Raw genomic sequence first — 13,038 nt, 5'->3', positions numbered from 1 at the left:
TCCGATCGTCGCTCGCTAGCGTGGGCCCGTGGAGATCTGGCGGATCGTCGCGACCGTGCTGCTCGCCGTTGCCGGACTGCCGCTCGTGCTGGCCGTGATGGCCAAAACCCGGGACCGGGTGAACGATTCGGGCCAGGTCGCGATCGCCGGCGCGGTCACCCTCACCGGGCTGATCGTGGTGGCAGTGCTCACGCTGACCGTGCTGCCTGCCCTGGTGACCTGGATCGTCGTCGCGGTGGTCGCGGCTGCGGTCAGCGTCATGATGCTGGCCAGCTGAGCACCGGTTTAGTGTTGAGGATGTGACCACACCCTCCGCCGGCTGGACCGACGAGCTCGCCAGGGCCCGGCTGCATTTCGTCACCGGCAAGGGCGGAACCGGCAAGACCACGCTCGCCGCGGCGCTGGGTCTCGCGCTCGCCGCGGGCGGCCGCCGGGTGCTCTTGATCGAGGTCGAGGGCCGCCAGGGCATCGCCCAGCTTTTCGACACCGAACCGCTGCCGTACGCGGAACAGCGGATCGCGTCGGTCCCCGGCGGCGGCGAACTGCGCGCGCTGCACATCGACGTCGAAGCGGCGCTGCTCGAATACTTCGAGATGTTCTACAACCTCGGTTTCGCCGGGCGGACGCTGCGCCGGATGGGGGCGATCGAGTTCGCCACCACGCTCGCGCCGGGCCTACGCGACGTCCTGCTCACCGGGAAGATCAAGGAATGCGTCGGGCGCACGGAATCCGACGGTCGCCACACCTACGACGCGGTCGTGGTCGACGCGCCGCCGACCGGGCGCGTGGTGAAGTTCCTCGACGTCACCAAGGCTCTCACCGACCTCGCCAAGACCGGCCCGATCCGCGGCCAGGCCGACGGCGTCGTGCGGCTGCTGCACTCCGGCGAGACCGCCGTGCACCTCACCACGCTGCTGGAGGAGATGCCGGTGCGCGAGACCGTCGAGGCGGTGGCTGAGCTGGACGGCGCCGACCTGCGTCCGGGCGCGGTGCTGGTGAACCGGGTCCGTCCGCCGCGGCTGCCCGCGCGCTCGGTGACCGCTGCCGCCGACGGCCGGGTGGACGCCGACCGGGTCCGCTCCGGCCTCGCCTCGGCCGGGCTGAACCTGCCGGAGGCGACGCTGGAGGCGCTCGTGGAGGAAACCGTGGAGCACGCCGTCCGCGTCGCCGCCGAACAACGGGCCCGCGAACAGCTCACCGAGGCCGATCTGCCGACGCTGGAGCTGCCGGATCTCACCGACGGCGTCGATGTCGCCGCGCTCTACGAACTCGCCGAAACGCTGCAGGAACAGGGGGTGCGCTGATGCCCGCCGACACGATGCTCGACGTGGACGCCCTCCTCGACGACCCGGCCAGCCGCGTGATCGTGTGCTGCGGTTCCGGCGGCGTCGGCAAGACCACCACCGCCGCGGCGCTCGCGCTGCGGGCCGCCGAACGCGGCAGGCAGACCGTGGTGCTCACGATCGACCCGGCACGCAGGCTCGCGCAGGCGCTCGGGCTGCGCGAACTGGGCAATCAGCCGAAGCAGGTGCAGGTCGAAGGCTTCGAGCCCAAGGGCGAGCTGTGGGCGATGATGCTCGACATGCGTCGCACGTTCGACGACATGGTGCGCGTGCACGCCGGCCCGGAGCGGGCCGAGCAGCTGCTGCAGAATCCCTTCTACCAGACCATTTCCACGTCGTTCTCCGGCACGCAGGAGTACATGGCGATGGAGAAGCTGGGCCAGCTCGCGGCGACCGACGAATGGGATCTGATCATCGTCGACACGCCGCCGAGCCGGTCCGCGCTCGACTTCCTGGACGCGCCGACCCGGCTGTCCACCGCGCTCGACGGCCGGATGATCCGGCTGCTCACCGGCCCGGCGAAAGCGGGCGGCTGGGGTCTGCGCAAGGTGGTCAGCGCCGGGTTCTCGATGTTCGCGAAGGCCGTCTCGACGATCATCGGCGGACAGCTGCTCGCCGACGCGTCGGCGTTCATGCAAGCCTTCGACAGCATGTTCGGCGGATTCCGCGAACGCGCGCGCAAGACCGCCGAGCTGCTGCGGTCGTCGGGCACCTCGTTCCTGGTGGTGGCCGCGCCGGAGCCGGACGCGCTGCGCGAGGCGTCCTACTTCGTGGAGCGGCTGGCCGGAGAATCGATGCCGCTGGCCGGTCTGGTCGCCAACCGCACGCACCCGGTGCTCGCACCGCTGTCCGCGACCGAAGCGCTGACCGCCGCCGAGTCGGTGCAGAACGCGCCGCTCGCCGAGGCCGTGCTGCGGCTGCACGCCGACCGTGTCGCGCTGGCCGAGCGGGAAAACCGCCTGCTGGCGCGCTTCACCCGCGCGCATCCGGAAGTACCGCTCACCCGGGTGCCCGCGCTTGCCGGTGACGTGCACGACCTCGAAGGCCTGCGCGACATCGGAGCAAAACTGACGTCGTGAGTGGCTACGCCGGTCAGCACCGGCATAGCCACTCACGAGCAGGTTTCAGCCCGCCGCGGCGGCCAGCGCGTCCCGCTTGGCCGCTTCGAGCAGGTCAGTCCAGCTGGTCACGTCCGGACGACGGCGCAGCAAAGCGCGCCGTTCCCGTTCCGTCATCCCGCCCCAGACCCCGAAATTGATCCGGCCGTCGAGTGCCTCGGCGAGGCATTCGGTGCGGACCGGACACCCCATGCACACGGCTTTCGCCCTGTTCTGTTCGGCGCCTCGCACGAACAACCCGTCGGGATCAGCGTCCCGGCACGAGGCATCGACCCGCCAGCCAACCTGATTGGTTTGCATACCCCCAGCTCCCTCATCTGGTGTATGGCACCAGCGAAGGCGAAGCTCCCGCTCCCACCCCCGCGAGCGTTTCCCACTGCGTCGCACGTCGGTGACGGCACCTCCCCGGTGCCGCTGCCGCTGTCCGGACCAGCCAGGCTCCCACCCGGGCTGCTCCGTCTGTCGGCATCTACGTGAGACGTTGACGGACTGTAGGGTCCCTCGGTTCCCTCCGTCGAGACCTAGCATGCATTCCGTTACCAAAGGTCACGACACGGGGTCCCGTTATCGATCGCGCGAGGGGGCTCGCGGGCGTGAGGTCACGAAGGTGACACGGGCCTTCAGTACCCTGGCTTTCGTGCGCAAAACGGATGGTCTTTTCAAGCTCATCGGCCTGTGCCTGCTGGCGGGGGTGCTGGTCGCCGGGATCATGTTCCCGGTGGTGGGCGCCGCGGGGGTCGTGTCCAACCAGGCGAGCGAGACGGTCGACAAGACGTCTTCCGACCTCGCCGACATCCCTCCGCCGCTGGTGACGACCATCACCGACTCCGGCGGCAAGCCGATCGCGACGCTCTACAAGCAGTACCGGATCCCGGTCCGGCCGGACCAGATCAACCCGGCGCTGAAGTGGGCGCTGCTCTCGGCCGAGGACAAGGCGTTCTACGAGCACCACGGGGTGAACTGGGGCCGGACGCTGCGCGCCGCCGTCTCCAACACCGCGGGCGGGGACACGCAGGGCGCCTCGACGATCACGCAGCAGTACGTGAAGAACTACTTGATCAACGTCGTCTACCGGGGCGACAAGAACGGTCAGGCCAAGGCGCAGGAGCAGTCGCTCTCGCGCAAGCTCAAGGAAGCCCGGATCGCGATCAACCTCGAGACCAAGCTCTCGAAGGACCAGATCCTCGCCGGCTACCTCAACATCGTCGAGTTCTCCCGGCAGATCTACGGGGTCGGAGCGGCCGCGCACGCCTACTTCAACACCACGCCGGAGAACCTGACCGTGCCGCAGGCCGCGCTGCTCGCGGGCATCGTGAACAACCCGATCGTCCTCGACCCGTGGAACCACCCGGACAAAGCGACCAAGCGGCGCAACCTGGTGCTCGACCGGATGGTCAGCAACCAGAAGCTGGCGAAGGCGGACGCCGACAAGTTCAAGGCGGAACCGCTCGGCGTGGTGCCGGACACCCCGCAGAAGCCCGCGTCGAACTGCACCGGGGCCGGGACCGAGAACGGTTTCTTCTGCCAGTACGTCCAGGATTACCTGATCAAGGCCGGGATGAGCGAGGACCAGCTGTACACCGGCGGGTACACGATCAAGACCACGCTGGACGAGAAGGCCAACCACGAGGCAAAGGTCTCGGCCGAGCAACAGGTGAGCAAAACCCAGAAGAACGTCGCGAACACGCTTTCGCTGATCCGGCCGGGCAAGGACCGGCACGAAGTGGTGGCGCTCGCGGCGAACCGGGACTACGGCATCGACGCGGATCAAGGGCAGACGACGTACGCGCTGCCGTCCGGCGTGTTCAACACCGGCGGCGCGGGGTCGAGCTACAAGATCTTCACCACCGCGGCGGTGCTGAACCAGCATATCGCCGGGATCTACAGCAACATCCCGATCGGCAGCAGCTACGTCTCGCACGTCTTCACCGGCAGCCAGCCGCACTGTCCGGCCACCGGCGCGCCGAACACTCGCTGGTATTGCGTGGGCAACGCCGGCAACGGCTATCCCGAGTCGGGTTCGTTGCAGCAAGCACTGGCGACCTCGCCGAACACCGCGTTCGTGGCGCTGGAGGACAAGCTCGGCAGCACCGGCCCCGCCATCGACATGGCGACCAAGCTGGGCATGCGCGAGACGATGGCGAGCAACCCCGGCGGCGGCAAGGTCGACCCGAAGTCGACCGACGCAGGCAAGAACCAGACCCAGGCGCAGGCCTACGGCCCCAAGGGCAACTACCCGGGCACGGGTGCGTTCACGCTGGGCTTCAGCCCGACGAGCGGCCTGGAAATGGCGAACGTCGCGGCGACCATTCTGAGCGGCGGCAAATGGTGCCCGCCGACCCCGCTGGTGTCGGTGACCGACCGCGACGGCAAACCGGTGCCGGTCAAGGAAGCGGCGTGCGAGCAGGTCGTGCCGGAAGGCCTCGCGAACACCATGGCGGTCGGCATGAGCAAGGACGACCAGCCCGGCGGCACGTCCGCCAAGGCCGCCGAAGCCGTCGGCTGGAACCGGCCGCTCGTCGGCAAGACGGGTACGACCCAGAACAACGGTTCGGCGACCTTCGTGGCCGGCACTCCGCAGATGGCGGGTGCGGCCATGGTGTTCCGTCCGGAAGGCGGCAGCGGCGGTCTTTGCTACAACGGCGTCGGCGACGTGTCCACCTGCGGCACCGGCAACATGTTCGGCGGCAAGACGCCCGCGCAGACCTGGTTCGGCGCGATGAAGAACATCATGGCGGACCAGCCGGTCGTCCCGCTGCCTCCGGAGGATCCGGCGTACACCAACTGAAGCCGGTGAAAACGGGGCGGGAGACGCGATCTCCCGCCCCGTTTCGCTTGTCCGGGCTCAACGCCGGTCTTTCGGCTCCATTCGCCAGAGCCGGACGATCGCGATCAGTGCACCTGGTCCTAACACGATCAGCCACACCTGCGGCGCCCAGCCGCTGGGTATGCCGCGTTCCCAGTACTCGTAGGCGGGCCATCCGAAAGAGAACAGCAGAATCGCGCCCAGCGCCCAGGGTTTCATTCCCCGCCGCCACGGGAGCACCGCCAGCACCACCAGCAGGACAAGCACCGCCAGCAAGAAGAGAATCGCTGCTCCCATAGCCCGGCTCCGCATCGTTGTCCGGCTGGTCCAGTCCAATTCGATCGAACGACGCCCGGCTCCGGATGTCGAGAGAATGCGGCTGAGACCTTCGCCCTATGCCAACCGGCACCGGCCACAGCGGACGACCCGTCCGAACACGTATCCTCGACCTTGTGAGCACGCTCGGTAACGCCAGTCCGCCCGGGGGCACCGCGAAGCGGTTGGCCGCAGGGACCATCGCCCTCGGGGCCGCCACCCTCGGTTACGCCGTCGGCATCGAACGCCGCCGCTTCACCCTGCGGACCGCCGAACTGCCCGTACTCGCGCCCGGCACGCCGCCGTTCACCATCCTGCACGTCTCCGACCTGCACATGCTGCCCGGCCACCAGGCCAAACAGCGCTGGGTCGCCGCGCTCGACGAACTCGAACCCGACCTCGTCGTCAACACCGGCGACAACCTCTCCCACCGCACCGCGGTCCCGTCCGTGCTCCGCGCGCTCGGCCCGCTCCTCGACCGGCCCGGGGTGTTCGTCTTCGGCAGCAACGACTACTACGCGCCGAAACCCAAAAACCCGGCGCGCTACCTCATGCCCCGCGGCAAAAAGAAGCGCATCCACGGCACCCAGCTGCCCTGGCGCGACCTCCGCGCCGCCTTCGTCGAACACGGCTGGGTCGACCTCACGCACGTCCGCCGCACCGTCGACGTCGGCGGCCGCGCCGTCTTCGCCGCCGGAGTCGACGATCCGCACCTCCACCGCGACCGCTACTCCGACATCGCCGGACCCGCCGACACCACCGCGGCCGTCCGCCTCGGCGTCACCCATTCCCCGGAACCGCGCGTCCTCGACACGTTCGCCACCGACGGCTACGACCTCGTCCTCGCCGGCCACACGCACGGCGGTCAGCTCCGCATCCCCGGCTACGGCGCGATCATCACCAACTGCGAACTCGACCGCAGCCGCGCCCGCGGCGCCTCCCGCTGGGGAGCCCGGATGTGGCTCCACGTCTCCGCCGGACTCGGCACCTCCCCCTACGCCCCCGCCCGCTTCGCCTGCCCGCCCGAAGCGAGCCTGTTGACGCTGGTCCCGCGCGGATCCGGCGCCGCCGACCCCCGCAAACCAGCCCCGCGTAAAGCCGCGAAACCCGTCCGCTAGACTTACTCCCGACCCGCTAAGCAGTACCTCGGGGTGTGGCGCAGCTTGGTAGCGTGCCTCGTTCGGGTCGAGGAGGTCGTGGGTTCAAATCCCGCCACCCCGACGTATGAAGGCCGGGTAGTCGCGATCTCGTGACTACCCGGCCTTCATTATTTTCACCGGTTTGTCAGATCACTGTCAGTGACCTGCGGCGACTGATCCGGAGTTCCCGGCGCGGGCGGCGACATGGTCTGGACCAAAGGTATTCCTGGCACGCCGATCGAGTTCTCGGTGCGAAGTGGACAGGTAGCCGCGATCTTGACCCAGGTTGCCCGAATCAATTTCTCGACCCGATATCGTCCGGATATGCCAGACGACAGCGGCCGGGACATCCGGACCGCGAGAACGGTAATCCTGGTTCTCGGGCTGGCCTTGCTCGCGCTGGGAATTGCCGCTGTTTGCGGGCTTCTCTTCGTTCTCGCATTAAGCCGCGGCGGTCAAGGCTGGGTCAACGCGGGCGCGGCGTTCACCATGTTCGCGGCGGGTGCGGTCTGGACCCTGCTGGCAGGCGGATTCGCGGTCTGGCTGTCTCGGCGGAGCTACAGCCGGACGCTCTGGCCTGCCGGGCTGTTCTGTGTCGCGCTCGGCGCGATACCCGCCGTCCTCGTGGCAGCGGGTGTGTTTAGCAAGTAGCGGTCAGCTCTTGCCAGCACTGCTGGAAGTCGCCCACCGCGGCGGTTCTTGCCCAGGACCAGGCGGAACGAGCCGCGGAGGTCACTTGGTCGCGATCGTTCCCGCCGGATTCCGACAAGGCGACGGCCAGCCGGGATTCCATGTAGGCGGCCAAGGATCGGTAGGACAGATCTTCCCGGAAGCGAGCACGCTCGACGATGTCCGTAAATCCGGCATCGGCGACGTGGGCGGCGATAGCGCGACCCGCGAAAGGGTCGCCGCCCGCGCGGCGGCGCACGAGGTAGTAACCGCGCAGTGCGGCGTCCACGTTTGCTGTTCTGGGCCGGATTTTCGCCCGGCTCCAGTCCGGCGCGGCCAACGCCAGCCTGCCGCCAGGGCGCAGGATTCGGCGGATTTCGGTCAGAGCCGCGTGCGGGTCGGACAGATGCTCGAAGAGCGAGTGCGAGAACACTACGTCGATCGATGAAGCGGCAAAGGGAAGTGCGTAGACCGCTCCGGCCACGTAGTCCGCTGTGGACAGCGAAGCGGGTGCCGGGGGACAGACGTCGACGCAGACCACCCGCACGGCCGGGGTCAGGGAGCTGAGGATCGAGCCTTGGCCGCAGCCCAGGTCCAGGATTCTTGCGCCCGGAGTGAAGAGCGATCGGGCGAACGCGGCGCGGTCACTCGCTGTGCGCGTGTTCATCATCGACAGCGCGTCTTGGGCGTAGCCCGGCGCGTAACCCTCCAGCACCCCGCACAGAGTACGGGTGGAAGGTGGCAGGATCGAGGGGTGAGCACGCAGTCAGGCAACCAAAATCCGCCCGCGGTGGTCCCGGACCGCCTGTTCGACGACGCCGAAGCCGAAAAGCGCTGGCTGGCGCGGTTCCACGCGCCGCGCATCTCGGTGCCCGAGTGGGCCCGCGACGCACCCGACGCCAACGTGTACGTCTCCAACGCCAGTGGCGTATGGGAGGTTTACGCGTGGGACCGGGCCACCGACAGTCACCGGCGCGTCACCAATCGACCCAACGGCACCCTGCACGCGACGCCCGCGCCCGACGGAACGGCCATCTGGTGGTTCGACGACACCGACGGCGACGAGTTCGGATCGTGGCGCAGCCAGCCGTTCGACGGCGACAGTTCCGCGGCCGTCAAAGCATTGCCCGATATTCACGACGGATATCCGGCCGGTCTCGAGATCGGCAGGCGAGTGATCGCGGCCGGCGTTTCGACTGACGACGGCAGCGAACTGTTCGCGAAAATCGACGGCGTCACCGAGCGTTTCTACCAGCACTCGGACGACGCCGGGATCGCGTCGATGTCGCGCGATGAAAGCCTGCTCGCCATTTCCCATTCCGAGCACGGGGATTCGCGGCATCCGGCGTTGCGGGTGCTGTCCACCGACGGGTTCGCCACCGTCGCCGAGAAGTGGGACGGCGAAGGAAAAGGCTTGCAGGCGCTGGAGTTCTCGCCCCTGCCGGGCGACCAGCGCGTGCTGGTCCTGCACGAACGCCGCGGTCGTGAAGAACTGCTGGTGTGGGACGTGCAGGCGGACACCGAAACCGAACTGCTGATCGATCTGCCCGGCGAGGTCGTCGCGGATTGGTATCCGGACGCTCGCGCGTTGCTGGTCGTGCACTTCCACGAGGCGCGCAGTTCGTTGTACCGCTACGACCTCGACACCGGCGAACTGTCCGCTGTGGACACTCCAGCCGGGAGGATCGGCGGCGCGGGCGTGCGACCGGACGGAACGATCGAGTACTCGTGGTCCAGCGCCGCGGAGCCCGCCGCGGTCCGTGCCCGCGCGGCTGACGGCACCGACTCCGTCCTGCTGACGCCGCCGGGCGAGCGCGCACCGGGTTCGTCGCCGGTCACCGACGCGTTCGTCGAGGGTGTCGGCGGCCGGATCCACGCGCTGGTTTCCCGCCCGGCGGACGCTCCCGACGGCCCGCTGCCGACGGTGTTCTCGCTGCACGGCGGCCCGCACGCGGCCGACGAAGACCGCTTCTCCGCCTACCGCGCGACCTGGCTGGACGCCGGATTCGCCGTGGTCGAGGTGAACTACCGCGGTTCCACCGGCTACGGCTCGGCGTGGCGCGACGCCATCGAAGGCCGCCCGGGCTTGACGGAACTGGAAGACGTCGCGGCGGTGCACGACTGGGCTGTCGAAAGTGGACTGTCCGATAAGGACAAGTGCGTCGTGAACGGCGCTTCGTGGGGCGGATACCTGACCCTGCTGGCAATGGGCACCCAGCCGACGCGGTGGGCAGCCGGAGTCGCGGGCGTGCCGGTGGCCGATTACGTGGCCGCTTACGAGGACGAGATGGAACAACTGCGCTCGTTCGACCGCGCCCTGTTCGGCGGATCTCCGGAAGACGTGCCGGCGGTGTATCGCGAATGCTCGCCGCTGACATACGTGGACGCGGTCGCCGCCCCGGTCCTGATCCTGGCCGGCGACAACGACCCGCGCTGCCCGATCCGACAGATCGAGAACTACCTGGACCGCCTCGCCAAGCGCGACGCGCCCCACGAGTTCTACCGGTACGACGCGGGGCACGGCTCGCTGGTGATCGCGGAGACGATCAAGCAGACGTCTATTGAGGTGTATTTCGCTTTGCGGGCGCTGGGAATGCGCTGAGGGTTCGGGCCGTCCAGGGTTTCCTGGGCGGCCCGGGCTTTCGGAACATCGGGGCAGACTGCGAAATCGCTACGGCTGGAACGGCGACCATCAATGCCTTGATCACCCGGTGACCATGGCCTGGACGTTCACCGGGGTTCGCACATCGCGGTCGAGGAGTTCACGCTCGATCCACCGCCGCCCAGACCGGGATCGCTCCACCGGCACCGGAACTACCGGCTCCAGATTCCACTCCTTCGTCCGGCGTCCTCTGCGAAATCGGTTTATTCGGCCGTGTGCCGCTCGCGACCTCTCAAGGCACCCGCGCACCCCGCTGGAGCGACATCAGCGAGCGACTCGGCCAGTAATCACACCCGGCCCGGCTCACAGCCCGCGCTTAGCGCCCTTCAACTGCTCCACCGCAGCCTCATCCCCCTCGTAAGTCACCTGCACCGCATCTCGCCCGAAGACGAACAGCAGCAACTCCACCGGCTCGCCCACCACAGACACCACCGGAGCCCCCGACTTCACCGAGGCCGACTGGCCGTCCGGAGTCCGCAGCACTACCCCGACCGGCGACTTCCGCAGGTTCAGCTTCGCCGTCCGCGTAGCCAACCGCCAAGCCGCCGCGTCCCTCGACGGGTCGGCCGGGCGCGGGGTCCAATCCGGTTGCGCCCGGCGGACATCCTCGTGGTGCACCAGGAATTCCGCGCTGTTCGTCGCCTCGTCCACCGGACCGATCGACGTCGGCCAGAAGCGGGACGGGCCTCGGCGCACCTGGCCGACCAGGTCGTCCCACGGGCGCGCCGCGACGCCGTCCTGCACCCGCTGCGTGTGGCCGGCGAGAGCGGGCACCACGATCCCGGGCATCGCGTCCGGCCGGTGTTCTCGCACGACCAGGTGCGCGGCCAGATCCCGCGTCTGCCAGCCCTCGCACAGGGTCGGGGCGTCCGGGCCGAGCTGCTCGAAGAGGTCGCTCAGCGCTTGGCGTTCATCCTTGGCAAGGCCCATGCCTAGGGACAGTACTGCGTGGCGAAGCCACTCCGTTGAGGGCGGCGGAGGGGAGGAAGGCGGAGTACTCGCCGGTTAGTGGTGGAAGCCGGTCGATGTGGCCGGGTCGTGCTGCGGGGACGGCTGGCGGTTCAGTTCCGGCAGCACGCGCTTCAGGTCGGCGAGCAGCAGGTCGGCCAGGTCGTGGGTGAAGCCGTTGCGGACGACGACGCGCAGCACCGCCAGGTCGGTGCGGTTGTCCGGGAAGGTGTACGCGGGCACGAGCCAGCCGCGTTCGCGGAGGCGGCGGGAAACGTCGAAGACGTCGAACGCGGTGATGTCCGGGCGCGTGGTGAAAGCGAAAACCGGCAACTGGTCGCCGCGGGTGAGGAGTTCGAAGGGCTCCAGTTTGGAGATCTCGTCGGCCAGATACATCGCCACGTCGCGCGAAGCTTGTTGCACCGCACGGAAACCTTCGCGACCCAGCCGGACGAAGGTGTAGTACTGCGCGGCGACTTCCGAGCCAGGGCGGGAGAAGTTGAGCGCGAAGGTCGGCATGTCGCCGCCCAGGTAATTGACGTTGAACACCAATTCCTCGGGCAGCGCGGCCTTGTCGCGCCACACGATCCAGCCGACGCCGGGGTAGACGAGGCCGTATTTGTGCCCGGAGGTGTTGATCGACGCGACGCGCGGCAGCCGGAAGTCCCACTCCAGGTCCTCGTCGAGGAACGGGGCGATCATCGCGCCGGACGCGCCGTCGACGTGCACCGGGATGTCCCAGCCGGTCCGCTCCTGCAGCGCGTCGAGCGCGGCCGCGACCTCGGCGACCGGCTCGTAGCTGCCGTCGAAGGTCGAGCCGAGGATCGCGACGACGCCGATGGTGTTCTCGTCGCAGAGTTTCACTGCTTCTTCCGCGGACAGGTGATACCGGTCGCCCTCCATCGGCACCAGCCGCGGTTCGACTTCCCAGTATTCGCAGAACTTTTCCCAGCACACCTGGACGTTGACGCCCATCACCAGGTTCGGCTTTCCGGTGCGGCCCAGCTTCGACCAGCGCCGCTTCAGCGCCATCCCGGCGAGCATGCAGGCCTCGGACGACCCGGTGGTCGAACAGCCCATGATGTCAGCCGGATCCGGGGCGTGCCACAGATCGGCGAGGATGTTGACGCAGCGCCGCTCGAGTTCGGCGGTCTGCGGGTACTCGTCCTTGTCGATCATGTTCTTGTCGACGCATTCGGCCATCAGCTCGCGCGCCTGCGGCTCCATCCACGTCGTGACGAACGTGGCGAGGTTGAGCCGCGCGTTGCCGTCGAGCATCAGCTCGTCGCGCACCAGCTGCAGCGCCGTGTCCGGCGGCAGCGAATCGTCCCGCAGCCGGTCGCGCGGCATCGTGAAGTCCGCGGCGAGCGCCGGATTGCTCCCGGCGTACAACGGATTCGTGCCCGTCTTCCGGTCTGCCCGATCTTGTTTCCCCTGATGCAGCACCATGGCAGCGAACCTACTGCCGGGCGCCCGCGACGACCACCGGATGAAGAAAAGCCGTCCGCGGCAAAGGCGGACGGCTTTCTTCAGGCGAAGCGGGTCAGGCTTGCTGCGCCTGCCACATCCAGTGCGCCTCTTCCAGCGCGCGGGTGATCTCGATGAGCAGGTCCTGCGTCACGAGATCGCTCTTGTCGGTCTCGTCGATGCGCTTGCGGAGCCGTTCGATCAGCGCCGCGAGGGTGTCGACGATCGCGGAGACGGTCGAGTCGACGGACTGCCAGTTGTCCGGGTACTCCGGCGCACCGGACGTCGCGACGACGGTTTTCGCCTTGCCGTTGGGCGAAACCCCGATCGCGGCGGCACGCTCGGCCACCTCGTCGACGTACTGCCGCGCGGTCGACACCAGCTCGTCGAGCTGCAGGTGCGCGCTGCGGAAGTTCTGGCCCACCACGTTCCAGTGCGCCTGCTTCGCGATGAGCGAGAGGTCGATCAGATCGGTCAGCGTCGCCTGCAGCGCGTTGCCGGTGATCTCCTTGTCCGCGTCGGAAAGCGGGCTCTTGATGGGGGAAGTGGTCATCTCGGGTGTCCCTCCTCT

13 protein-coding genes and 1 tRNA gene are annotated in these 13,038 nt (G+C 68.4%); 8 read left to right on the top strand and 6 right to left on the bottom strand.

Translation table 11 applies throughout. The annotated features are described in order from the left end of the window. The first annotated feature begins 28 nt into the window (after window positions 1-28). From ACZ7OI_RS05355 to bagB, 3 genes are read left to right on the top strand one after another with little or no spacing between them, the layout of a single operon-like run. A complete protein-coding gene (locus ACZ7OI_RS05355; RefSeq protein ID WP_470262929.1) occupies window positions 29-277 on the top strand; it encodes a hypothetical protein in 249 nt (82 codons plus the stop codon). Window positions 278-299: 22 nt separating this feature from the next. Then, window positions 300-1,304 (top strand): ATPase BagA, encoded by a 1,005-nt coding sequence (gene bagA, locus ACZ7OI_RS05350; RefSeq protein WP_470262928.1) that lies wholly within the window; start codon window positions 300-302, stop codon window positions 1,302-1,304. Further along, on the top strand, window positions 1,304-2,422 hold the full coding sequence (bagB, locus tag ACZ7OI_RS05345; RefSeq protein WP_470262927.1) for an ATPase BagB: 1,119 nt from the start codon (window positions 1,304-1,306) through the stop codon (window positions 2,420-2,422). Before bagA ends, bagB begins: the two co-directional genes overlap by 1 nt. Before the next feature lie 45 nt (window positions 2,423-2,467). Here bagB and ACZ7OI_RS05340 read toward each other — a convergent pair whose 3' ends face one another. Further along, window positions 2,468-2,761 carry a WhiB family transcriptional regulator gene (locus ACZ7OI_RS05340; protein ID WP_020664154.1) on the bottom strand — a complete coding sequence of 98 codons (294 nt, stop codon included), beginning with the start codon at window positions 2,759-2,761 and terminating at the stop codon, window positions 2,468-2,470. Between the two features lie 337 nt (window positions 2,762-3,098). On the opposite strand from ACZ7OI_RS05340, the gene ACZ7OI_RS05335 reads away from it, so the two are divergent. Continuing rightward, window positions 3,099-5,249: a transglycosylase domain-containing protein gene (locus ACZ7OI_RS05335; protein ID WP_470262926.1), complete on the top strand. Its 2,151-nt coding sequence runs from the start codon at window positions 3,099-3,101 to the stop codon at window positions 5,247-5,249. A gap of 57 nt (window positions 5,250-5,306) precedes the next feature. On the opposite strand, the gene ACZ7OI_RS05330 is transcribed toward ACZ7OI_RS05335, so the two are convergent. Then, window positions 5,307-5,564: a hypothetical protein gene (locus ACZ7OI_RS05330; RefSeq protein ID WP_470262925.1), complete on the bottom strand. Its 258-nt coding sequence runs from the start codon at window positions 5,562-5,564 to the stop codon at window positions 5,307-5,309. 203 nt (window positions 5,565-5,767) lie between these two features. On the opposite strand from ACZ7OI_RS05330, the gene ACZ7OI_RS05325 reads away from it, so the two are divergent. From ACZ7OI_RS05325 to ACZ7OI_RS05315, 3 genes are all read left to right on the top strand, one after another. After that, window positions 5,768-6,700, top strand: a complete 933-nt coding sequence (locus ACZ7OI_RS05325) for a metallophosphoesterase (RefSeq protein WP_470263443.1) — start codon at window positions 5,768-5,770, stop codon at window positions 6,698-6,700. Between the two features lie 29 nt (window positions 6,701-6,729). Then, window positions 6,730-6,803: transfer RNA gene (locus ACZ7OI_RS05320), tRNA-Pro, on the top strand. Between the two features lie 242 nt (window positions 6,804-7,045). Continuing rightward, window positions 7,046-7,372 carry a hypothetical protein gene (locus ACZ7OI_RS05315; protein WP_470262924.1) on the top strand — a complete coding sequence of 109 codons (327 nt, stop codon included), beginning with the start codon at window positions 7,046-7,048 and terminating at the stop codon, window positions 7,370-7,372. Here the strand turns inward: ACZ7OI_RS05315 and ACZ7OI_RS05310 are convergent. Then, entirely contained in the window at window positions 7,362-8,105 is a 744-nt protein-coding gene (locus ACZ7OI_RS05310; RefSeq protein ID WP_470262923.1) for a methyltransferase domain-containing protein, read from the bottom strand. The genes ACZ7OI_RS05315 and ACZ7OI_RS05310 overlap by 11 nt on opposite strands. Window positions 8,106-8,144: 39 nt before the next feature. Here ACZ7OI_RS05310 and ACZ7OI_RS05305 point away from each other — a divergent pair, with 39 nt between their 5' ends. Further along, window positions 8,145-9,992 (top strand): S9 family peptidase, encoded by a 1,848-nt coding sequence (locus ACZ7OI_RS05305; RefSeq protein WP_470262922.1) that lies wholly within the window; start codon window positions 8,145-8,147, stop codon window positions 9,990-9,992. Between the two features lie 363 nt (window positions 9,993-10,355). Here the strand turns inward: ACZ7OI_RS05305 and ACZ7OI_RS05300 are convergent, their stop codons facing one another. The 3 genes from ACZ7OI_RS05300 to ACZ7OI_RS05290 form a co-directional block, all read right to left on the bottom strand. Beyond that, a complete protein-coding gene (locus ACZ7OI_RS05300; RefSeq protein WP_470262921.1) occupies window positions 10,356-10,982 on the bottom strand; it encodes a TIGR03085 family metal-binding protein in 627 nt (208 codons plus the stop codon). Between the two features lie 75 nt (window positions 10,983-11,057). Further along, on the bottom strand, window positions 11,058-12,449 hold the full coding sequence (locus ACZ7OI_RS05295) for a glutamate decarboxylase (protein ID WP_470262920.1): 1,392 nt from the start codon (window positions 12,447-12,449) through the stop codon (window positions 11,058-11,060). 94 nt (window positions 12,450-12,543) lie between these two features. Next, window positions 12,544-13,020, bottom strand: a complete 477-nt coding sequence (locus ACZ7OI_RS05290) for a Dps family protein (RefSeq protein WP_470262919.1) — start codon at window positions 13,018-13,020, stop codon at window positions 12,544-12,546. Window positions 13,021-13,038: the final 18 nt, after the last annotated feature.

The organism is Amycolatopsis sp. NPDC114503, from assembly GCF_055633655.1.
The sequence above is the reverse complement of the archived record's forward strand: the minus strand, read 5'-3'. Positions and strand labels throughout refer to the sequence as shown.